Here is a 21,206-nt window from a genome sequence, read left to right as displayed (position 1 = left end):
TCGCGCACTTAGAAGCCGATCAAGATCAAGATCAAGATCAACAGACATGAACCAACTATTGGACCACTGGCAGTGTAGTTAAGTTATAAGCTCCCGGCGACCAGCCGACTCCCACAGGGATAACCGAACCCCTCAAAGCCCAGCGCTAATTTACTGTTGATCGTTGTAATGAAACTTCGGCATCTCCCAATGAAACCGAATCGCCAACAACCGCACCAGAAAACCACCAAACAGTGTCAACAACATGGCCTGTTCCGCCGGAACTTTGAAGTAAACACACCCCAGGTAGAACCAGGCCGCCGCAAACGAAACACTGGCATACAGCTCACGCCGAAACACCAACGGAATATCGTTGCAGAAGATATCCCGCAGGATGCCACCAAACACCCCGGTGATTACCCCGCTGATCGAAGCGACCAGGAACCCCTGCCCCATTTCCAGAGCAGTCATGCAACCAATCAGGGTGAACGCCACAAGCCCCAGGGCGTCGAGCACCAGGAACAGCGACCGCAGGTGGCGCATCAAGGGCGCGATGAAGATGGTCAGCAGCGCCGCGAAACTGGTCAGCACCAGGTACTCCGGATGCTTCACCCAGGTCAGCGGGTAATGCCCGAGCAGCACGTCGCGCACCGAGCCGCCACCGAGCGCGGTAACGCAGGCGATCAGCACCACGCCGAACCAGTCCATGCCGCGACGGCCGGCGGACAGGGCGCCAGTCATGGCTTCGGCGGTGATGGCGATGAGGTAGAGCATCAGCAACATGGTGCAGGTCCGTGCGGGAAAGGCGCGCAGTCTACCCAGTCGCGCGGGGCACCAAAAGGGGGCGCGCCGACGATCGTCGGCGCACGGCAAGGTCAGACCTTGATGAAGTGCTCGCGATAGTGGCGCAGCTCACCGATCGACTCGCGGATGTCATCCAGCGCCAGGTGGGTGCTGCCCTTCTTGAAGCTGTCGCGCACATCCGGCGCCCAGCGTGCGGCCAGCTCCTTGAGCGTGGAGACATCGAGGTTGCGATAGTGGAAGTAGTTTTCCAGTTCACGCATGTGGCGATAGAGAAAACGGCGGTCCTGGCAGATGCTGTTGCCACAGATCGGCGACTTGCCCTTCGGCACCCACTGCTCGAGGAAAGCTATGGTCTGCGCCTCGGCCTGCGCCATGCTCACCTTGCTCTCGCGCACACGCTGGGTCAGGCCCGAGGCGCCGTGGGTGCGGGTGTTCCACTCGTCCATGCGCGCCAGCACCTCATCGCTGTGATGAATGGCGATCACCGGGCCTTCGGCCAGGGTGTTCAGCTCGCTGTCGGTGACGATGGTGGCCATCTCGATGATGACGTCGTTGTCCGGATCCAGGCCGGTCATCTCCAGATCGATCCAGATCAGGTTCTGTGGGTTCTGCATGAAAAGGCTCCTCGAATAGCCCGTCATATTAGCCTAGCAGGGCGGCTCGTGGGCACGCCGTGCTAAACTGCCCGCCGTTTTCTTTCTGCCCCGCCGACACGGAACCATCATGGCCAAACGCCAGCTCAACCGCCGCCAGAACTGGCGCATCGAAAAGATCCAGGGCGAGCGCGCCGCCCGCGCCGCCAAACGCGAGCAGCACGTGCTGCAGGAGCTGGAAGGTGGCGACCTGGGGCCTGAGCAGCTTGGCCTGGTGATCGCCCACTTCGGCGTGCAGGTCGAGGTCGAGGCCCAGGACGGCGAGGCCGCCGGCCAGGTCTTCCGCTGCCACCTGCGGGCCAACCTGCCGGCGTTGGTCACCGGCGACCGCGTGGTCTGGCGCGCCGGCAACCAGGGGATCGGCGTGATCGTCGCGCAGATGCCGCGCAGCACCGAGCTGTGCCGACCGAACAACCACGGCCAGCTCAAGCCGGTAGCGGCCAACGTCGACCTGATCGTCATCGTCTTCGCCCCGGCGCCCGAGCCGCACCCCAACCTGATCGACCGCTACCTGGTGGCCGCCGAGCATGCCGGCATCCGCCCGCTGCTGCTGCTGAACAAGGCCGATTTGATCAATGACGAGAACGGTCCGACCCTCCACGCGATGCTCGAGGTCTACCGTGGCCTGGGCTATCCGCTGCTGGAGGTCTCGGCCCACCACGGCGATGGCATGCAGCGCCTGCAGGAGACCCTCGACGGCCATATCAGCGTGTTCGTCGGTCAATCCGGTGTGGGCAAGTCCTCGCTGGTCAACAGCCTGCTGCCCGCCGCCGACACGCGCGTTGGCGACCTGTCGGAGTGGTCCGGCCAGGGTACCCATACCACCACCACGGCACGGCTGTACCACTTCCCCAACGGCGGTGACCTGATCGACTCGCCGGGCATCCGCGAGTTCGGCCTGATGCACGTCAGCCGCGACGACGTGGAGGATGGTTTCATCGAATTCCGCGAACTGATCGGCCACTGTCGCTTTCGCGACTGCAAGCATGATCGCGAGCCCGGTTGTGCCCTGCTCAAGGCGTTGGAGGACGGCAGCGTCACCCAGCAGCGGATGAACAGCTACCGCTCGATCATCGCCAGCCTGCCGGAAGACACCTACTGATTGGGCAGGTTTGCCTACCTAGACTGTAGGAAATATTACCGCGCTAGGTAGGACCGCTCCGGTTTCGCGGTCACCTATTGTCCCTACCCCTGCTTTCCCTGATCGTCATGACTTGTCGTCGGTATTGATCAGGGAGGGCAACAAGGATGCCGGTATTCATCAGTTACCGCCGGGATGAACGGCTCGATGCCTTCATCCTCAATGAACGCCTGCTGCTCGAAGGCATTCCCACCCAACTGGTGCCCTTCGACAGTGAAGGGCAAACCCTGGACGACCTGCATGGCGGCTTCTGCCAGCACATGGCCGATGCCACCCACTGGATCGGCGTGCTGTCCGAGCACACCGTCGACGACTGGTGGACGGCCTGGTTGCTGGGCGCTGCAGCCATGGCCAATCGCCGGGTGAGTTTCTATCACGCAGGTACCGGCGAGCTGCCGGAGTGCCTTGGCAGGTGGCCGGCAATGCGCGAGCGGGAGCATATCGAGCTGTTCGTGCGGGCCTACCATGACGAGCAGACCTTTGGCCGCGCCATGGCCTCGATGACCGGGCGCGGGAACCTGTCGGACAGGGACAACGCGGATTTCTTCCACGCAGACCTCAAGGCCAAGATCCGGCGGGGTTTCTGAATGCAGCCGGACAGGCTTGTGGGAGCAACTGTCTTGCACTGCCTGCGTTTGACTCATCGCGGGGCAAGCCCGCTCCCACGCTGAACGTGATGCTGGCAATGAAAAAGGGCCGCGATGCGGCCCCTTCATTTACTGGTCCTTGGCCTCGTCCATCTTCAACACGCCATCCTCGAAGATGTTCAGCTTCTGGCGCAGCTCACGCGGCTGCATCGGCGCATCGCCCGGTGCCGGGGTGGCACCAGGTGCGGCGTCCGCAGGCGGCGTTGCAGTGGCCGGTGGAGCAGCCTCCGGCGTACCCTGCTCACCCTCGATATCGCGCTGGGCCTTCTTGGTCAGGACGATGATATCGATGCGGCGGTTTACCGGGTTGAACGGATTGGCCCGGTCGAACAGCGACGACGAGGCATAGCCGACCACCCGCGCCACCTGCTCATCCGGATAGCCGCCAGCAACCAGGGCACGACGCGCGGCGTTGGCGCGGTTGGCCGACAGTTCCCAGTTGCCGAAGTCGCCGGTGCCGGAATACGGCTTGGCGTCGGTGTGGCCACTGATGCTGATCTTGTTCGGCACCGCCTTGATGGTGTCGGCCATGGCCAGCAGGATGTCCTCGAAATACGGCTGCAACCGCGCGCTGCCGAGGTCGAACATCGGCCGGTTCTCGGCGTCCATGATCTGGATGCGCAGGCCGTCCTGGGTGATCTCGAACAGGATCTGGTCCTTGAACTTCTGCAACTGCGGGTTTTCCTCGACCTTGTTCTGCAGCTCCTGCAGCAGCAGCTCGAGACGCTCGCGCTCGACCTGCTCGGCCATGGTCTCGACCTGGTCCTTGTCCAGCTGGATGCTGGTGTCAGGCGTCGGCTCCGACTTGGTTTCCGGGTTGATGGTCTTTTCCGGCGCCAGTTGCGGCGAGCCGCCCAGGTCAATGATGTAGGGCGTGCCGCTCTCGGAGAAGCCAATCGGATCCTTGAAGTAACCGGCGATGGCGATCTTCTGCTCGGGCGTGGCCGTCGACAGCAGCCAGAGCACCAGGAAGAACGCCATCATCGCCGTGGCGAAGTCGGCGAAGGCGATTTTCCAGGCGCCGCCGTGATGGCCGTCGCCAAAGCGCTTGACGCGCTTGACGATGATGGGCTGATTGTTCTCCATGGCTTAGCGACCGCGTACTGCTTGTTCCAGCTCGGCAAAGCTCGGGCGGTGCGCCGGGTACAGCACCTTGCGACCGAACTCGACCGCCAGCGACGGCGGCATGCCGGAGGCCGAGGCCACCAGCGAGGCCTTGATCGCCTCGTAGACGTTCAGTTCCTCTTTCGCATCGTGGCGCAGGGCGTTGGCCAGCGGGCCGAAGAAGCCGTAGGCGGCGAGAATACCGAAGAAGGTACCGACCAGCGCCGCGCCCACGTGCAGGCCGATGGACTTCTGGTCGCCATCACCCAGCGAGGCCATGGTCACCACGATACCCAGTACCGCCGCGACGATACCGAAGCCGGGCATGCCGTCGGCGATGCCGGTCACCGCGTGGGACGGGTGCTCCAGCTCCTCCTTCATGCTCAGCAGCTCCATGTCGAACAGGCCTTCGAGCTCATGGGGCGCCATGTTGCCGGTGGACATGATCCGCAGGTAATCGCAGATGAACGCGGTCATGCGCTCATCACCCAGCACGGCCGGATACTTGGCGAAGATCGGGCTGGCCGCGGCGTCCTCGATGTCGCCCTCGATCGCCATCATGCCTTCACGACGGCTCTTGTTGAGGATCTCGTACACCAGGCCCAGCACCTCGAGGTAGAAGGTGTGGGTGAAGCGGGTGCCGAACATCTTCAGCGACTTCTTGATTACATGCATGGTCATGTAACCAGGGTTGGCCTGGAGGAACGCACCAAAGGCCGCGCCGCCGATGATCAGCACTTCGAACGGCTGGATCAGTGCCGCGATCTTGCCGTGGGAAAGCACGTAGCCGCCGAGCACGCTCGCGAATACGACGATGATGCCGATAATTTTAGCCATAAGTTGGAAGCACTTGCTGTCGTGGTCAGGGTAGGGAACGGAAGCTTGAAAACTCTTCTTCTACTTATCGGCAGAACTGCGCCAGACTATAGCCACTCATTGCGAAAAGCCAGTTCGGACTGATGTCAATATGCCAATTGAAACCAAGGTGCCAACTCAGGTCCCGACGAGCCTGGAGGGCTGGATAAAGCTGCTCGACGGGGTCCGCGTGCCGGTCCCGAAAGAGAGCCATGACCGCGTTCTGCAGGCCATCAACGACAGTCGCCGCTCCCTGCGCGACATAGCCGAACTGATGCAGGACAGCCCCGCGCTGGTGCTGTGCGTGATGCGCGAGGCCAACCATTCGGCCAATGCCAGCCAGGCCGAGCCAGCTGAAAGTCTGGAAATTGCCCTCAACCGCCTGGGCCTGGCCCGTATCAGCCAACTGCTGGCACGCTTGCCAGCGGTGCCCGGCGACGACATTCCACCGGTACTGAGCCAGTTCCTGCTGATCAGCCAGCATGCCACCCAGCAGGCCAATGGCCTGTTCGCCAGCCGCCTGGCACGGCTGTGGCAGGAGATCCACTGGGGCAGCCTGCTGTTCCTCTCGCCGCTGTGGCCCCTGGCCCTGGCCTACCCCAAGCTGCTCGACACCTGGGAACTGCGGGTGATTCACAAGGGCGAGGATGCTGCCGTGGTCGAGCGGGAGCTGTTCGGGGTGCGCCTGATGCAGCTGTGCCGAAGCCTGGCCGAACACTGGCGCCTGCCCGAATGGGTCATCCAGGGCTACCGCCTGCTGCTCGAAGAACGCGAGCAGCTCGCCCAGGTGCTGAACATCGCCCGCGAGCAGGACCCGCTGGTCCAGCAGCAGCGCCTGGACGACGAACCGGCCCTGCGCCGCTGGTTCAACCAGCCCCCTAACACCGTGCTGCTGGCCAACGGCCTGGCCCTGGCCGCCCAGGTCGGCTGGGACAACCCGCACCTGCTGCGCTGGCAGCTGCTCACCGCGCTGTACCTGCAGACCACCCTGGACGATGTCCAGCAGCAGGTCCACCAACAGGCTGCGGCCAGTGCCCGCCATCACGCCCGGCATGCGCTTTTCCACCCGGCCGAGGCGCTGATCTGGCCCTGGCACCAGCGCCGGCCGCACCCGGACATGCTCACGCCGCCACCGCCCAGCACCGAGGACCTCGGCCGTTGGCGTGCGCTGTGCCAGGAACTGCTGGCCCAGCCCAGCCCGTTCAGCAACGCCGTGCACCTGGCCACCCAGGCCCGCGACGCCCTGCTGGCCTGTGGCATGCAGCGCATCATGCTGCTGAGCCTGGACAAGGCCACCGACTATCTGCGCGTGCAGCAGACCGCCGGCCTGCCGCAAGAGGCCGCCGCCATGGCGTTGCCCGTCGCGCAGAACAAATTGTTGCAAAAGTTGATGGCAAAAGCCGGCCAACTGCGCCTGACGCCCGACAACCATGGCCAGTTCAGCGCCCTGCTGCCGGCACCGCTACGCGCCTTCTTTCGCGGCGAGCACCTGTTGCTGCGCTCGCTGGCGGTGGGCGACCAGGTGCTGATGCTGGCGGTGGCCGACCAGGACGGCAAGCCACTGGCCGATGTCAGCGTGCAGGCGTTCGGCAAGACCGCGCAATGCGTTGAACGCGCCCTCGCCGTGTTTGCCACCCGCAATGCCTGACCCTTGCGCTACAATCGCCCCTCTTTCCACCCTGGAGAACGTGGATGACTGACTTTTCCGGCCTGCCCCTGGTGATCGAAGCCGAGGATCTGCTGCCGCGCCTGGATTCGCCCGAGCTGATCCTGATCGACCTGAGCAGCGCCAACCGCTATGTCAGCGGCCATATCCCCGGCGCCCGCTTCGTCGAGGGCAAGCGCACCCAGCTCGGCCAACCCCCGGCCCCCGGGCTGGTGCCGGCACTGGCGGACCTGGAAAGGCTGTTCAGCGAGCTCGGTCATCGCAACGACGCCGTCTATGTGGTCTACGACGATGAAGGTGGCGGCTGGGCCGGCCGCTTCATCTGGCTGCTCGACGTGATCGGCCATGAGCACTACCACTATCTCAACGGTGGCATTCAGGCCTGGCCCGCCGACAAGCTCACCACCGAGGTGCCGGCAGCGGCCGGTACATCTGTGCGCCTGCAATTGCACGGCGAACCGACCGCCACCCGTGAATACCTGCAAAGTCGCCTGGGCGCTGATGACCTGGTCATCTGGGATGCCCGTGGCCCACAGGAATTCAGCGGCGAGAAGGTACTGGCCGCCAAGGGCGGGCACATTCCCGGCGCGATCAACCTCGAGTGGACCGAGGGCATGGATCTCAACGATCACCTGCGCATCCGCAAGGACATTGCCAAAACCCTGAAGGAACGGGGCATCACTCCGGACAAGGAAGTGATCACTCACTGCCAGACCCACCGCCGCTCCGGATTCACCTACCTGGTGGCCAAGTCCCTCGGCTATCCACGCGTCAAGGCCTACGCCGGCTCGTGGAGCGAATGGGGCAACCACCCGGACACGCCTGTAGAAGTCTAAGGAACCTGCATGAAATCCCGTCTGTTCATCATCAGCCAGTACCTGCTGCCGCACCACCTGCTGTCGCGGCTGGCCGGCTGCGTCGCCGAGTGCCGCGCGCGCTGGTTCAAGAACGCCTTCACCGCCTGGTTCGCCAAGCGCTACCAGGTGAACATGTCCGAGGCACTGGTCGAAGACCTCAGCGCCTACGAGCACTTCAACGCCTTCTTCACCCGCGCCCTCAAGCCCGGTGCCCGCCCGCTGGACGAAACCCCCGGCGCGATCCTCTGCCCAGCCGATGGTGCCGTCAGCCAGCTCGGCCCGATCGAGCACGGGCGCATCTTCCAGGCCAAGGGCCACGGCTACAGCGCCCTGGAGCTGCTGGGCGGCGATCCGGCCCTGGCCGCACCGTTCATGGGCGGCGAATTCGCCACCATCTACCTGTCGCCCAAGGACTACCACCGCGTGCACATGCCGCTGGCCGGCACCCTGCGCGAGATGGTCTATGTGCCGGGCCGGCTGTTCTCGGTCAACCAGACCACCGCGGAAAACGTGCCAGAGCTGTTCGCCCGCAACGAGCGCGTGGTCTGCCTGTTCGATACCGAGCGCGGGCCGATGGCCGTGGTGCTGGTCGGCGCGATGATCGTCGCCTCGATCGAAACCGTCTGGGCCGGCCTGGTCACGCCGCCGAAGCGCGAGCTGAAGACCTTCCGCTACGACGAAGCCAGCCGTGCGCCGATCCATCTGGAAAAAGGTGCCGAACTGGGCAGGTTCAAGCTGGGCTCCACGGCCATCGTGCTGTTCGGGCCGGAGCAGGTGAAGTGGGCCGAGAGTCTGGGTGCGGGTTCTGCAGTGCGCATGGGTGAGCTGCTGGCGCAGCCGAACCAGGCTTGATCATCCTGTAAGCAAAAGGCCCTGCATGATGCAAATCATGCAGGGCCTTTTTATTGGGGCTGCGTTGCAGCCCTTCGCGGCACAAGGCCGCTCCTACAGGGTATTGCGGCTCTCTGTAGGAGCGGCCTTGTGCCGCGAAAGGGCCGCAACGCGGCCCCGGCTCAAGATCAACCGCGCGCTTCGCGATCGCGCACGCCCAGCAGGTACAGCACGCCATCCAGCCCCAGGGTCGAGATCGCCTGCTTGGCCGACTGACGCACCAGCGGCTTGGCGCGGAAGGCCACGCCCAGGCCGGCCAGGGACAGCATCGGCAGGTCGTTGGCGCCATCGCCAACAGCGATGGTCTGCTCGAGCTGCAGGCCTTCCTCGCTGGCCAGCTGCTGCAGCAGTTCGGCCTTGCGCTGGGCATCGACGATCGGCTCGACGGCAACGCCGGTCACCTTGCCGTCAACCACCTCCAGTTCATTGGCGAACACGTAGTCGATGCCCAGGCGCGCCTGCACCTGCTTGGCAAAGTAGGTAAAGCCGCCAGAGAGGATGGCGGTCTTGTAGCCCAGGCGCTTGAGCTCGGCGAACAGGTGCTCGGCACCCTCGGTCAGGCGCAGCGAGGCGCCGATCTGGTCGAGCACACCCACGTCCAGGCCCTTGAGCAGCGCCATGCGCTCCTTGAAGCTGGCGCGAAAATCCAGCTCGCCACGCATGGCGCGCTCGGTGATCGCCGCCACCTGCTCGCCGACGCCAGCGGCCTTTGCCAACTCGTCAATCACCTCGGCCTCGATCAGGGTCGAGTCCATGTCGAACACCGCCAGGCGGCGGTTGCGACGGAACAGGTCATCGCGCTGGAAGGCGATGTCGACGTTGAGTTCTTCGGACAACGCAAAGAAATCGGCGCGCAGGGCCTGGGCATCGCTGGCCTCGCCGCGCACGGAGATTTCCAGCGCGGACTTGCCCTTGTCGGTCGGGGCATCCAGCGCCACGCGGGCGGACAGCCGCTCGATGCGCTCGATGGTCAGGCCATACTGGCTGATGATCGCGCTGACCCGCTGCAACTGCTGCGGGGTCACCCGGCGGCTGAGCAGGGTAACGATATGGCGCGCCTCGCCCTGGCTGTCGGCCCAGTGCTGGTAGTCGGCCTCGGAAATGGGGGTGTAGCGGGCCTGCAGGTCCAGTTCGTGAGCCTTGGACTGCACGCTCTGCAGCAGCGCGGTGGCCACTTCGTTGTCGGGGATGTCGACCAGGATGCCGAACGACAATGTGCCGTGCATGACCGCCAGGCCTATGTCGAGAATGTTCACACCGCCCTGGAGCAGGACGCCGGTGATGGCCGCAGTGAGACCTGGACGGTCTTCACCAGTGATGTTGATCAGGACGATTTCGCGCAAGACCGGGGCTCCAACTCGATGAAAAATGCGCATTCTACCGATTTTCCATGACCATCGGGCGCCAACGATACTTTGCCGACAAAACACGTATCGCTATACTGCGCAGCAACTTTCTCGCCATAAAGAGCCGAGCTCTGTGAACCGGCCCACGCCCGTAAAACCCGACAACTTCTTCCTGATGATCTACCGAGCCCTGAGCCAGCGCCGAATTCCACTGGCCCTGCGCATTGCCAGCCATAACATCTTCCTGGTGGCCCTGGCCCTGGTGATCTACGCCTGCGTGATGGGCCTGCAGTTCAAGCAGGCCATGCACGAGCAGGCCGATGCCGTCGGCCAGAGCCTGACCACCCAGACAGCCACCTCGGCCACCGAGCTGCTGGTGTCCAACGACATCCTCAGCCTCAACGTGCTGCTGGGCAACCTGGTGAAGAACCCGCTGGTGGCCCATGCGGCCATCTATAGCGTGGACAACCGCATCCTCGCCGAGGCCGGCCAGCGCCCGCGCAACAGCCTGCTGGGCGAAACCGAAGGGGTCTACCAGACCAAGATCACCTTCCAGGACGTCACGGCCGGCCAGTTGCGCATCAGCCTGGACATGAGCCAGTTCCAGCAGCCGATGCTGATCAGCCTGCAGAGCATGGGCATCCTCGCCGCGATCCTGCTGGCCCTGGCCCTGACCCTCAGCCTGCGCCTGGGCCGCTTCATCTCGACCCCGCTGCTGCAGCTGCGCGTCTGGTTGCGCGACCCGCACCCCTACACGCCGGGCACCGACCGCCAGGACGAGATTGGCGACCTGGCGCGCCAGCTGCACGCCCGCCTCGCCCCGCCACCGCCACCGGAGCCTGAGGAAGAAGACGAGGAAGACGATTTCGACGACGCGCCAGCTGCCAAGGTCGCTCCACGGGCGAAAGCGGCGGTACAGACTGTCGATCACGACGAGGACGACGACGCCTTCGCCGATCTGATGGATGAGCAAAGCGCCCCGGCCAAGCCTGTCATCGTCGAGTCCGACGAGCCGCAGTTCAGTGCCGTGCTGGCCGTGCAGCTGGGCTCCCAGGAGCAACTGCGCCGCCTGCCACGCACCCGCCTGACCGAATTGCTCGAACGCTACCGCGACTGCCTGGAGCAGGCCGCTTCGCTGTACGAAGGGGAAGTCCACACCCTGAATGACGGCAGCACCCTGCTGTTGTTCCACAGCCGCGATTGCGGCGAGGACTACCTGACCAACGCCATCTGCTGTGGCGAGCTGCTGCGCGCCCTGGGCCATGCCCTGCAGATCGAGGTGGCTGACAGCGGCATCACCCTGCAACTGCAACTGGGCCTGGTACTGGCCGACGACCTGCAAGGCATGGATCAGGTCGATCTGTTGATGACCGAGCAGGCCCAGGATGCCCTGGCCCTGTCGCAGCACAGCCGCAACCTGCTGCTGGTGGAACGCCGCATCAGCGATGACGCCCTGGTGCGCCAGCGTGCGCGTATTAGGCCGATCGCAAGCCCCGAGGGCGCCTGCTGCGTCGAGCGCCTGATGGAGCCTTACCCGTCGATGCTGGAACGCCAGCTGGCACGGATGCACGAGCGCCGCGCCTGAGAGTTCTCGCGATCCCTGTAGGAGCGGCCTCGTGCCGCGAAAGGGCTGCGTAGCAGCCCCAGGATCTCAGTGTTGATGCGAAGATTGTCGGGGCCGCTCTGCGGCCCTTTCGCGGCACTAGGCCGCTCCTACAGGTCATCGTGCACAAAAAAGCCCGCATCGCTGCGGGCTTTTTTGTGTCTGCGGATATCAGAAGCGGAACACTTCCATATCGGTACGAATCGGCGAAGCCATCGGGATCTTCGGCTTCTCCGGCTCTTTCTTCACCTGCACCGGGGCCGCCTGCTTGCGGGGCGTCTCCTCGGCGATGGCCGGCTGGTTGGCCAGTGGCTTGACTGCGCTGCTCAGCTGTTCGGCCAGCTTCTGCAGCAATTGCCCCTGGGCCTGGACCTGCGCCGACTCGGTGCCCGCATGGGGCTGCTCGAGGTGGACGATGCGGTTGTCACGCACCTGGCCCCGGCGGTCCAGCACGCGCCACTGGGCATCCAGGATCGCCGGCTGGTTCTTGCCCGAATCCAGGCGGGTGATCGACAGCAGCACCTGCACGTCCGGCGTGAAGCCGGCGCTTGCCGGCGCCAGCACCACGCGCTGGCTGTCCAGGCGCCAGGCCAGCTGGCGCACCAGCAACTGGTCGATATCCGACGAAAGGCTACCGGCCCAGCGGCCATCGGTGGCCGCTGTCAGGCTGCCGTCGGCCTGACGCTGGAGAAAGGTCTCGCGTTGCAGGTAGTCGGCCACCGATACCGGGCCGAGCACCACCGCCATGCCCGCCGCCTGGGTCGGCTGGCCGGGTTCACCACTGTCGAGCTGATACAGGGCAACCGGCTGATGCATGCTGCATCCGCTCAGGCCCAGCAAACCAGTCATCAGCAGCGCAAATGGAAGGCGCGGAAATTTCATTCATCCCATCCAGGCGGCCGTCACCAGACTGACCGCAGTGATACTCATGTAGATTCATCCTGGCACTCGGCCACGCCGGCGCCACGCGGGCACTATCATCCGCGAAATAGCCACCAGACTCCAGCATTTCCGCCTGAAGCGGCGCCGAAAGCGCCGCAGCAGACGGCCCATCCACTCAGGCCGGGGTTTCCACCATCAGCCCGTCGACGCGCTGGAAGCCACGTGGCAATTTGCTACCACGGCGACCACGCTCACCCTTGTAATGCTCGAGGTCATCCGGCTTCAGGGAAAGGGTACGCTTGCCAGCCTGCAATACAAGGGTCGAGCCCTCGCTGATCACCGCCAGGTCGGTCACGTACTCCTCGCGGCTGGCTACCCGGTCGCCCGGCACGCCGATGATCTTGTTGCCCTTGCCCTTGCCCAGCTGCGGCAGGTCGGCGACCTTGAACACCAGCAAACGGCCTTCGGTGGTCACCGCGGCCAGCCAGTCCTGCTCGCGGTTGGCCACCGGGCGCGGGGTCATCACCTTGGCGCCGTTGGGCAGGCTGAGCAGGCCCTTGCCGGCCTTGTTCTTGGCCTGCAGATCCTCACCCTTGACCACGAAACCGTAGCCAGCGTCGGAGGCCGCCACGTACAGAGCGTCATCTTCAGGCAACAACACACACTCGAAGGTGGCGCCTGGTGGTGGGGTCAGGCGACCGGTCAGCGGCTCGCCCTGGCCACGAGCCGACGGCAGGCTGTGGGCGGCCAGTGAGTAGCTGCGGCCGGTGGAGTCGATGAGCACGGCGAATTGGTTGGAGCGTCCGGCAGCGGCAGCCTTGAAGCCGTCCCCCGCCTTGTACGAAAGCCCCGTGGCGTCGATGTCATGGCCCTTGGCGCAACGCACCCAGCCCTTCTCCGACAGCACCACGGTGACCGGCTCGGTCGGCATCAGCTCGTTTTCCGACAGAGCCTTGGCCTCGGCGCGCTCGACGATCGGCGAGCGGCGGTCGTCGCCATAGGTTTCGGCGTCTTCGAGCAGTTCGCTGCGCACCAGCTTGCGCAGCTTGGCATCGCTGCCCAGCAGGGTAGTCAGGCGCTTCTGTTCCTTGAGCAACTCGTCCTGCTCGCCACGGATCTTCATCTCTTCCAGACGGGCCAGCTGGCGCAGGCGGGTCTCGAGGATGTAGTCGGCCTGGATCTCGGTCAGGCCGAAACGGGCGATCAGGGCCTGCTTGGGGTGCTCCTCGGTGCGGATGATGTGGATCACTTCATCCAGGTTGAGGAACGCGGTGAGCAAGCCTTCCAACAGGTGCAGGCGCTTCTCGACCTTGTCCAGACGGTGCTGCAGGCGGCGACGAACGGTACCGATCCGGTACTCCAGCCACTCCAGCAGCAGCGCGCGCAGGTTCTTCAGCTGCGGACGGCCGTCGAGGCCGATGATATTGACGTTGACCCGGTAGGTGCTCTCGAGATCAGTGGTGGCGAACAGGTGCTGCATCAGTTCGGCGGCATCGACGCGGTTCGAACGCGGGATGATGACGATGCGGCAGGGGTTCTCGTGGTCCGACTCGTCGCGCAGGTCGGCGACCATCGGCAGCTTCTTGGCCTGCATCTGCGCGGCGATCTGCTCCAGCACCTTGGCCCCGGAGACCTGGTGCGGCAGCGCGGTGACGACGATGTCGCCATCCTCGATGCGGTACACCGCGCGCATGCGGATCGAGCCCTTGCCACTCTCGTACATCTTCAGGATATCGGCACGCGGGGTGACGATCTCGGCCTCGGTCGGGTAGTCCGGGCCCTGGATGTGCTCGCACAGCTGCTCGAGGGTGGCCTTGGGCTCGTCGAGCAGGCGCACACAGGCGCTGGCCACTTCGCGCAGGTTGTGCGGCGGCACGTCGGTGGCCATGCCCACGGCAATGCCGGTGGTGCCGTTGAGCAGGATGTTCGGCAGGCGCGCCGGCAGCACCGCCGGCTCCTGCAGGGTACCGTCGAAGTTCGGCACCCAGTCGACGGTGCCCTGGCCCAGTTCGCTGAGCAGCACTTCGGCATAGCGCGACAGGCGCGCCTCGGTGTAACGCATGGCGGCGAACGACTTCGGATCGTCCGGCGCACCCCAGTTGCCCTGGCCGTCGACCAGGGTATAGCGGTAGCTGAACGGCTGGGCCATCAGCACCATGGCCTCGTAGCAGGCCGAGTCGCCGTGGGGGTGGAACTTGCCGAGCACGTCGCCGACGGTACGCGCCGACTTCTTGTGCTTGGAGTCGGCGTCGAGCCCCAGCTCGCTCATGGCATAGACGATGCGACGCTGCACCGGCTTGAGGCCGTCGCCGATGTGCGGCAGGGCACGGTCCATGATCACGTACATGGAGTAGTTGAGGTAGGCCTGTTCGGTGAAGTCAGCCAGGGAACGGCGTTCGACGCCTTCAAGGCTGAGTTCGAGTGAGTCGCTCATGCGGGCCTCGTCATTTCAGGTTCTGGCGCAGCAGCATGGTGCCGCCGCGCTGGGTAAATTCAAGTTGTTTCAGGGCGCTCATGCCCAGCAGCACGGCCTGGCCATCCAGGCCGGGCACCACCAGCGCGCGCACGTCGCGCAGGTGGATGTCACCCAGTTGCAGGCTGTCGAGCCGGGTGCGGTAGCCTTCGGTGCGGCCATTGGCGGTACTCAGTTGCACCGGGGCGCCGCGGGCCAGGTCCAGCTCGCGGGCCATCGCTTCGGGGATCGCCACATCAGTGGCGCCGGTATCGAGCATGAAATGCACCACCCGGCCATTGATTGCGCCGTCGGCGACGAAATGGCCCTGGCCGTTGCTCAGCAGGCGCACTTCGACGAAGCCGTCGCCCTGCTCGCTCTGCACCACGGCGTTGGGGTTCTGCTGGCGCTCCTCCCATTGGCCGAAAAAGCGCGTGGCCAGGAACATCGCCGCCGCCCAGGCGACGATCATCAGCACCCTGCCCGCCCGCTTGCCCGCTGGCTGGCTCATGGCTTGGCGCTCCAGCCGCCGGCCGGCGCACCGAAGCGCCAGACGACCGGCCGCGTTTCACCGTCCGACCGCGGGCGGTCGTTGTTGTCCACGCCGATCCAGGCACCGTCCTTGTCGATTACCAGCGCCTCGGCCAGGCCATAGGGCTGTGAATAACGACGCGATTCCACCAGCGCATCGGCGGCGAACGACCAGCAGCGCTCCACGGCGCCGCTGTCGGCATCGCGCCGGCAAATGCGATAGGCGTTGCGCTCGAGGGTGAACAGCTTGCCCTCGAACCAGGCCAGGTCGGCGAAGTCGCGGGAAACCGGGCGTGCCTCGGGGAATTGCGGCGGTTGCATTTCCACGCCGGCCTCACTGAGCAGCACGCAGCCGCGCCCGCAGTTCCATACCGACTGCTGGCGCTGCACGGAGAGCAGGCCGCGCCGCTCACGCTCGGCGGCCAGCCACAGGCGGTCGCCCGCCGGGTTGATTGCCAGCCCTTCGAACAGTGCGTTGAAATGCAGCAGCATGCCGCTGGCCCGCGCCTGACGCACCATGGCCTGGTCGATTCTCAGCCAGTCCGGCTCGCCTTCCAGGGGCAGTTGCAGCACCGCGGCCTGGGCCTCGCTGACGATGAACAGGTTGCCGGCCTGGTCGCAGGTGATGCCTTCGAAATCCAGCGCGCCGCCACGGATATAGGACGCTGCCCAGTTGCGCGATTTCAGCCCCCAGGGCAACCCGGTATCGGGGGCCGGCGGCGGGGTGAAGGTCAGCGGCTGGGCCTGCCAGGCCGCACCGTCCTGGTCCAGGCGGTAGATGCGGTCGTCATCGCGGTCGGACACCGCCCACAACGCCCCCCGGCACCAGGCCAGGCCCGACAGGTTGCCGCCGCGCATGCCATCGACCACGTGCTCGCCGCTGAGCTTGAGCTGCGGCCAGTCGCCGGCCTGGGCCTGCAGGGCGAACAGCGCCAGGCAGGCCATGAGCAACGGACGAATCAAACCAGGACCTCGGCCAGGTTACCTTTGGTTTCCAGCCAGTTCTTGCGGTCACCCGCACGCTTCTTGGCCAGCAGCATGTCCATGATCTCGGTGGTGCCCTGCACGTCGTCCAGGGTGAGCTGGACCAGGCGCCGGGTGTTCGGGTCCATGGTGGTCTCACGCAGCTGCGGCGGGTTCATCTCGCCCAGGCCCTTGAATCGGGTGACCTGCGGCTTGCCGCGCTTCTTCTCGGCGACCAGCCGGTCGAGGATGCCGTCGCGCTCGGCTTCGTCCAGGGCGTAGTAGATCTCCTTGCCCAGGTCGATGCGGTACAGCGGCGGCATGGCCACGTAGACGTGCCCGGCCTCGACCAGCGGACGGAAGTGCTGGACGAACAGCGCGCACAGCAGGGTGGCGATGTGCAGGCCGTCGGAGTCGGCGTCGGCGAGGATGCAGACCTTGCCGTAGCGCAATTGCGAAAGGTCGGTGGCACCCGGGTCGACGCCGATGGCCACGGCGATGTTGTGCACCTCCTGGCTGGCCAGGACTTCGCCGCCATCGACTTCCCAGGTGTTGAGGATCTTGCCTCGCAGCGGCAGGATCGCCTGGAATTCCTTGTCCCGCGCCTGCTTGGCCGAACCGCCGGCGGAATCACCCTCGACCAGGAACAGCTCGGCGCGCATCGGATCCTGGCCTGCGCAGTCGGCCAGCTTGCCGGGCAGCGCCGGGCCCTGGGTGATGCGCTTGCGCTCGACCTTCTTGCTTGCTTTCAGGCGACGGCCGGCGTTGCTAATGGCCAATTCGGCCAGTTGCATGCCCAGCTCGGGATTGGCATTGAGCCACAGGCTGAAAGCGTCCTTGACCACGCCGGAGACGAACGCCGCCGCCTCACGGGACGATAGGCGCTCCTTGGTCTGCCCGGAGAACTGCGGCTCCTGCATCTTCATCGACAGCACGAAGCTGATGCGTTCCCAGACGTCCTCGGGGGCCAGCTTGACCCCGCGCGGCAACAGGTTGCGGAACTCGCAGAATTCACGCATGGCGTCCAGCAGGCCCTGGCGCAAGCCATTGACGTGGGTGCCACCTTGCGCGGTGGGGATCAGGTTGACGTAGCTCTCCTGGATGCTGTCGCCGCCCTCGGGCAGCCACAGCAGGGCCCAGTCCACGGCTTCCTTGTTGCCGGCCAGGCTGGCGCAGAACGGCTCGTCGGGCAGGCGCAGGTACTCGCTGACCGAGTCGACCAGGTAGGAACGCAGGCCGTCCTCGTAGTGCCATTCGACCTTCTCGCCGGTGCCCTTGTCCTCGAAGCTGATGGACAGCCCCGGGCACAGCACGGCCTTGGCCTTGAGCACGTGCTTGAGGCGGCTGATGGAGAATTTCGGCGAGTCGAAGTACTTCGGATCGGGGGTGAAGTACACGCTGGTGCCGGTGTTGCGCTTGCCGACGGTGCCGACCACTTCCAGCTCGCTGGCCTTGAAGCCGTCGGCGAAGGTCATCTGGTATTCGTTGCCGTCGCGCTTGACGCGTACCCGCACCTGGCTCGACAGGGCGTTGACCACCGAGATGCCGACGCCGTGCAGGCCGCCGGAGAACTGGTAGTTCTTGTTGGAGAACTTGCCGCCGGCGTGCAGCTTGGTGAGGATCAGCTCGACGCCGGAAACGCCCTCTTCGGGGTGGATGTCCACCGGCATGCCGCGGCCATCGTCGCTGACCTCCAGCGAGTGGTCGGCATGCAGGATCACCTGTACCGAGCGGGCGTGGCCTGCCAGGGCTTCGTCGACGCTGTTGTCGATGACTTCCTGGGCCAGGTGGTTGGGCCGGCTGGTGTCGGTGTACATGCCCGGCCGCTTGCGGACCGGATCAAGGCCCGAGAGGACTTCGATGGCGTCTGCGTTATAGGCGCTAGCGCTGGGATTGGCCATGGGTTCTCGTCGTCAGTCTGGTGAATGCAAAAGTCAAAATACAGAAAAATCCAGCGCCGCATACTGCCCGCGGGCAATGCCGGCGAAGGCCAGCAGGGCCGGGAGCTGCTCGGCGAAGCCCTGGTAGCTGTGGTCGCCGCCAGCCTGGATACGCAGGGCACAGGCGCGGTAATAGCGCTCGGCGTGGCGATAGTCCAGTGTTTCATCGGCGGTCTGCAACCACACTTGATAGCGGGCGGCGTCCTGCGGCGGCGGCACTTCCAGTTCGGCCAGGGCGTCCACGTGGTCGTGGGTCAGCTCCCAGGCCTCATCGGTATAGAGGTTGCGCTGGGTGCCCAGGTAGCCGTCGAACAGGCGGTGCGGGCCGACCGCCGGGTTGACCAGCAGGGCTTTGAGGCCGTAGCGCTCGGCAAGGTGAGTGGCATAGTAGCCGCCGAGGGAGCTGCCGACCAGCAAGGGGGCGCCGAGCTCGGCGATGGCGGCCTCCAGCTGGGCAATGGCCTGGCGCGGGTGGTGGTGCAGGGCCGGGACGCGCAGCTGGTCGGATAGCCCGAGCCGCTGCATCAGCGCCTCGAGCTGGCACGCCTTCTTCGACAGCGGCGAGCTGTTGAAGCCATGGATATAGAGGATGGAACCCGACATGCTGCCCCCGGACGCAAAGACGCGCAGTGTAGCGTGTTCGAAGGGCATTGGCGCAGCGTGGGGATTTTCGCAACAAATTCTTCAAACAGCTGGGGGCGCTTTGCGCCCCTTTCGCGGCACAAGGCCGCTCCTACAGGGAGACGCGTACCCTGTAGGAGCGGCCTTGTGCCGCGAAAGGACCGCAAAGCGGTCCCCTGATTCAGTAACCCGGGCTGTCGAAATCCAGCTTCACCTCGAAATCGCACGCCCGCTCCACCCCGGTCTCCAACCGCCCGTCGGCATGCAGCTCCAACCAGCGATAGCCCGGCTGCTCTTCGCTCACCTTGAAATCCTCGCTGCGCGGCGCGAACTGGATGCAGGTCGAAGGCGTGGCGAGGCAACGGATGTCGTCGCGCACCTCATCCCATTCCTGATGGATATGCCCCCATAGCAGCGCCTTTACCTGTGGATAACTGCGCAAGCGCTTCAACAACTCATCGGCATTGCGCAACCCGATCGGTGCAATCCACGCACAACCGATATCCACCGGCTGATGGTGGCAGCACACCAGGCAATGGCGTTCGCCTGCCCCGTCCAGCGCCTGGTCAAGCACCGCCAGCTGGTCGTCAGCCAACAAACCGAAGGTGGCACCCACCACTGCCGAATCGAGCATGACGATGCGCCATTGGCCAATGTCCGTCACCGCCTGCACCAGTTCCGGCGCCACGGACTGCATCACCTGGGCCTCGTCATGATTGCCCGGCAGCCAGCGTGCTGGCGCTCCCAACTTCGAGGTCAACTCGCTAAATACCTGGTAGGAGGCGACGCTGGCATCCTGCGACAGATCGCCCGTGCACAGCAGCAGGTCGATGCGCGGCTGCTCGCGGCGCACCTGGTCGATCACATGCTCAAGGCTGTCACGGGTATTCAGGCCCAGCAAGGTGCCCGCCGGATCGGCGAACAGGTGGGCGTCGGTCAGTTGCACCACATGGATGGGTGACGAAAGTGAGTGTGGTTGCGGCAACGGCCGTCTCCTCGAGCGGATTCAGCACCGATTATGGCGGCGGATCGGTTTCGAGCAAGTACTCGAAACCGACGCGCATCACATTTCAGCGCACCGCTTCCAGTTCGTGGCCACAGGCCAGGCAATGGCTCAGCCATTCACCGAGGAACAGGTTGAGCTGAGCCTTCTCGTCCGGCTGGTGCATCGCCGTGTTGGGGTACGGGTAGATGCTGCGCAGGCGGCGGGCATGTTCGGCGCTGACCACCTCGGCCATGCGTGCGTCATGGTAGACCTGCACCTCCAGCTCGGGCACCGGCAACCAGGGCAGGCTGTGCTCCTGGCGCACCTTGAGGGTGGTGGTGTAGGGACAGGCGAGCAGCACTTCGAGCACCAGCACGCCGAGCATCTGGTCGCCCTGGGTCATGCCGATACGGCGCGAGCTCTGCGTGGTGCGCATGTCCGGCAGCAGGCGCATCAGACGGGCATAGTTGGCCTCGCAGGCCGACTGCAGCCCGACCAGGTCGACCCGATAGCGCTCACGCAGCAGGTTCACTTCCACATACCTCGGACTTCGTCACGGTTGAGCGCCAGCCATTGCAGGCCGATGATCGTGGCGGCGTTGCAGATACGCCCGTCACGCACCGCCTGCAGGGCATCCTCGAACGCCCACACGCGCACGCGGATATCCTCGCTCTCTTCTTCCAGGCCATGCAGGCCACCGGCGCCCTCGCTGATGCAACGGCCCAGGAACAGGTGGACGTACTCGTCGCTGCCGCCAGGCGAGGGGAAATAGCGCGTCATCGGCCACAGTGCGGAAAAGGTCAGGCCGGCCTCTTCCTGGGCTTCGCGATGGGCAACCTCCTCCGGCTGCTCATCCTTGTCGATCAACCCGGCGACCATCTCGATCAGCCAGGGGTTGCCGACCTTGCCCATGGCCCCCACGCGAAACTGCTCTATCAGCACCACTTCATCGCGCTGCGGATCGTAGGGCAGCACACAGACGGCGTCATGACGCACGAACAGCTCGCGGGTGAACTCGCGGCTCATGCCGCCGGCGAACAATTCGTGGCGCAGGTGCAGCTTGTCGAGCTTGTAGAAGCCCTTGAACAGATGCTCACGCCGGGTGATTTCGACCTGGGTGGGCACAGTATTTGACGTGTCCGTCATGCAAACTCCTTGATACCTCGTTTACCGCATCGCGCAATCCTACTCTGCGCGCCGCCCGGTTTCATCCCTTTCCGGCGACCGTTCGGGCAGCCGGGACAGGCGCGCCGCTCTCTGTTAGCTTAGTGGCGAACTGAAGGCCG

At 65.0% G+C, this 21,206-nt stretch carries 20 protein-coding genes; 6 read left to right on the top strand and 14 right to left on the bottom strand.

Annotated elements, in window-relative coordinates; all coding sequences use genetic code 11:
- Positions 1-150 precede the first annotated feature (150 nt).
- On the bottom strand, positions 151-762 hold the full coding sequence (locus NMG10_RS07670) for a trimeric intracellular cation channel family protein (protein WP_023630647.1): 612 nt from the start codon (positions 760-762) through the stop codon (positions 151-153).
- Positions 763-854: 92 nt separating this feature from the next.
- Positions 855-1,397: an oligoribonuclease gene (orn, locus tag NMG10_RS07665; RefSeq protein ID WP_203648190.1), complete on the bottom strand. Its 543-nt coding sequence runs from the start codon at positions 1,395-1,397 to the stop codon at positions 855-857.
- Between the two features lie 109 nt (positions 1,398-1,506).
- Between orn and rsgA the strand changes: the two genes are divergently transcribed.
- A complete protein-coding gene (gene rsgA / locus NMG10_RS07660) occupies positions 1,507-2,538 on the top strand; it encodes a small ribosomal subunit biogenesis GTPase RsgA (RefSeq protein ID WP_186733389.1) in 1,032 nt (343 codons plus the stop codon).
- 146 nt (positions 2,539-2,684) lie between these two features.
- Complete coding sequence (locus tag NMG10_RS07655; protein ID WP_254464101.1) at positions 2,685-3,164, top strand: molecular chaperone Tir; 480 nt, start codon at positions 2,685-2,687, stop codon at positions 3,162-3,164.
- Between the two features lie 129 nt (positions 3,165-3,293).
- Here NMG10_RS07655 and motB read toward each other — a convergent pair whose 3' ends face one another.
- Positions 3,294-4,310, bottom strand: a complete 1,017-nt coding sequence (motB, locus tag NMG10_RS07650; protein ID WP_254464100.1) for a flagellar motor protein MotB — start codon at positions 4,308-4,310, stop codon at positions 3,294-3,296.
- A gap of 3 nt (positions 4,311-4,313) precedes the next feature.
- Positions 4,314-5,165, bottom strand: a complete 852-nt coding sequence (gene motA / locus NMG10_RS07645; protein WP_023630652.1) for a flagellar motor stator protein MotA — start codon at positions 5,163-5,165, stop codon at positions 4,314-4,316.
- 130 nt (positions 5,166-5,295) lie between these two features.
- Here motA and NMG10_RS07640 point away from each other — a divergent pair, with 130 nt between their 5' ends.
- Genes NMG10_RS07640 through asd form a run of 3 tightly spaced genes read left to right on the top strand, consistent with a single transcriptional unit; the run spans position 5,296 to position 8,558 of the window.
- Positions 5,296-6,831 (top strand): HDOD domain-containing protein, encoded by a 1,536-nt coding sequence (locus NMG10_RS07640; RefSeq protein ID WP_254464099.1) that lies wholly within the window; start codon positions 5,296-5,298, stop codon positions 6,829-6,831.
- Positions 6,832-6,875: 44 nt separating this feature from the next.
- Positions 6,876-7,685: a rhodanese-like domain-containing protein gene (locus NMG10_RS07635; RefSeq protein ID WP_203648195.1), complete on the top strand. Its 810-nt coding sequence runs from the start codon at positions 6,876-6,878 to the stop codon at positions 7,683-7,685.
- 9 nt (positions 7,686-7,694) lie between these two features.
- Positions 7,695-8,558, top strand: coding sequence for an archaetidylserine decarboxylase (gene asd, locus NMG10_RS07630; RefSeq protein ID WP_232856319.1), 864 nt, complete (start codon positions 7,695-7,697; stop codon positions 8,556-8,558).
- A 167-nt stretch (positions 8,559-8,725) separates the two neighbouring features.
- Here the strand turns inward: asd and serB are convergent, their stop codons facing one another.
- Positions 8,726-9,940, bottom strand: a complete 1,215-nt coding sequence (gene serB / locus NMG10_RS07625; RefSeq protein ID WP_203648197.1) for a phosphoserine phosphatase SerB — start codon at positions 9,938-9,940, stop codon at positions 8,726-8,728.
- Positions 9,941-10,076: 136 nt separating this feature from the next.
- Between serB and NMG10_RS07620 the strand changes: the two genes are divergently transcribed.
- Complete coding sequence (locus NMG10_RS07620; RefSeq protein WP_203648198.1) at positions 10,077-11,528, top strand: histidine kinase; 1,452 nt, start codon at positions 10,077-10,079, stop codon at positions 11,526-11,528.
- 189 nt (positions 11,529-11,717) lie between these two features.
- Here NMG10_RS07620 and NMG10_RS07615 read toward each other — a convergent pair whose 3' ends face one another.
- From NMG10_RS07615 to NMG10_RS07575, 9 genes are all read right to left on the bottom strand, one after another.
- Positions 11,718-12,428, bottom strand: coding sequence for a membrane integrity-associated transporter subunit PqiC (locus tag NMG10_RS07615; RefSeq protein WP_203648199.1), 711 nt, complete (start codon positions 12,426-12,428; stop codon positions 11,718-11,720).
- A 175-nt stretch (positions 12,429-12,603) separates the two neighbouring features.
- Positions 12,604-14,862, bottom strand: a complete 2,259-nt coding sequence (parC, locus tag NMG10_RS07610) for a DNA topoisomerase IV subunit A (protein WP_232856318.1) — start codon at positions 14,860-14,862, stop codon at positions 12,604-12,606.
- A gap of 10 nt (positions 14,863-14,872) precedes the next feature.
- Positions 14,873-15,391: a TIGR02281 family clan AA aspartic protease gene (locus tag NMG10_RS07605; RefSeq protein ID WP_203648201.1), complete on the bottom strand. Its 519-nt coding sequence runs from the start codon at positions 15,389-15,391 to the stop codon at positions 14,873-14,875.
- Complete coding sequence (locus NMG10_RS07600) at positions 15,388-16,374, bottom strand: esterase-like activity of phytase family protein (protein ID WP_232856316.1); 987 nt, start codon at positions 16,372-16,374, stop codon at positions 15,388-15,390. The genes NMG10_RS07605 and NMG10_RS07600 overlap by 4 nt, the downstream gene beginning before the upstream one ends.
- Entirely contained in the window at positions 16,371-18,275 is a 1,905-nt protein-coding gene (gene parE, locus NMG10_RS07595) for a DNA topoisomerase IV subunit B (RefSeq protein ID WP_203648202.1), read from the bottom strand. Before parE ends, NMG10_RS07600 begins: the two co-directional genes overlap by 4 nt.
- A gap of 33 nt (positions 18,276-18,308) precedes the next feature.
- Positions 18,309-18,917: a YqiA/YcfP family alpha/beta fold hydrolase gene (locus NMG10_RS07590; protein WP_232856314.1), complete on the bottom strand. Its 609-nt coding sequence runs from the start codon at positions 18,915-18,917 to the stop codon at positions 18,309-18,311.
- 199 nt (positions 18,918-19,116) lie between these two features.
- Entirely contained in the window at positions 19,117-19,920 is an 804-nt protein-coding gene (gene cpdA / locus NMG10_RS07585) for a 3',5'-cyclic-AMP phosphodiesterase (RefSeq protein ID WP_254464098.1), read from the bottom strand.
- 85 nt (positions 19,921-20,005) lie between these two features.
- A complete protein-coding gene (locus NMG10_RS07580) occupies positions 20,006-20,458 on the bottom strand; it encodes a DUF1249 domain-containing protein (RefSeq protein ID WP_023630808.1) in 453 nt (150 codons plus the stop codon).
- Positions 20,449-21,066: an NUDIX domain-containing protein gene (locus NMG10_RS07575; protein WP_232856312.1), complete on the bottom strand. Its 618-nt coding sequence runs from the start codon at positions 21,064-21,066 to the stop codon at positions 20,449-20,451. Before NMG10_RS07575 ends, NMG10_RS07580 begins: the two co-directional genes overlap by 10 nt.
- Positions 21,067-21,206 lie beyond the last annotated feature (140 nt).

The organism is Pseudomonas sp. DVZ6 (assembly GCF_024259445.1).
Classification (GTDB): Bacteria; Pseudomonadota; Gammaproteobacteria; order Pseudomonadales; family Pseudomonadaceae; genus Aquipseudomonas; species Aquipseudomonas peradeniyensis.
The sequence above is the reverse complement of the archived record's forward strand: the minus strand, read 5'-3'. Positions and strand labels throughout refer to the sequence as shown.

Coding starts and splice junctions, on each gene's coding strand:
- NMG10_RS07590 (WP_232856314.1), bottom strand. CDS start 18,917: ATGTCGGGTTCCATCCTCTATATCCATGGCTTCAACAGCTCGCCGCTG.
- orn (WP_203648190.1), bottom strand. CDS start 1,397: ATGCAGAACCCACAGAACCTGATCTGGATCGATCTGGAGATGACCGGC.
- NMG10_RS07635 (WP_203648195.1), top strand. CDS start 6,876: ATGACTGACTTTTCCGGCCTGCCCCTGGTGATCGAAGCCGAGGATCTG.
- NMG10_RS07605 (WP_203648201.1), bottom strand. CDS start 15,391: ATGAGCCAGCCAGCGGGCAAGCGGGCGGGCAGGGTGCTGATGATCGTC.
- parC (WP_232856318.1), bottom strand. CDS start 14,862: ATGAGCGACTCACTCGAACTCAGCCTTGAAGGCGTCGAACGCCGTTCC.
- rsgA (WP_186733389.1), top strand. CDS start 1,507: ATGGCCAAACGCCAGCTCAACCGCCGCCAGAACTGGCGCATCGAAAAG.
- motA (WP_023630652.1), bottom strand. CDS start 5,165: ATGGCTAAAATTATCGGCATCATCGTCGTATTCGCGAGCGTGCTCGGC.
- asd (WP_232856319.1), top strand. CDS start 7,695: ATGAAATCCCGTCTGTTCATCATCAGCCAGTACCTGCTGCCGCACCAC.
- NMG10_RS07575 (WP_232856312.1), bottom strand. CDS start 21,066: ATGACGGACACGTCAAATACTGTGCCCACCCAGGTCGAAATCACCCGG.
- NMG10_RS07615 (WP_203648199.1), bottom strand. CDS start 12,428: ATGAAATTTCCGCGCCTTCCATTTGCGCTGCTGATGACTGGTTTGCTG.
- NMG10_RS07655 (WP_254464101.1), top strand. CDS start 2,685: ATGCCGGTATTCATCAGTTACCGCCGGGATGAACGGCTCGATGCCTTC.
- parE (WP_203648202.1), bottom strand. CDS start 18,275: ATGGCCAATCCCAGCGCTAGCGCCTATAACGCAGACGCCATCGAAGTC.
- NMG10_RS07670 (WP_023630647.1), bottom strand. CDS start 762: ATGTTGCTGATGCTCTACCTCATCGCCATCACCGCCGAAGCCATGACT.
- motB (WP_254464100.1), bottom strand. CDS start 4,310: ATGGAGAACAATCAGCCCATCATCGTCAAGCGCGTCAAGCGCTTTGGC.
- NMG10_RS07640 (WP_254464099.1), top strand. CDS start 5,296: ATGCCAATTGAAACCAAGGTGCCAACTCAGGTCCCGACGAGCCTGGAG.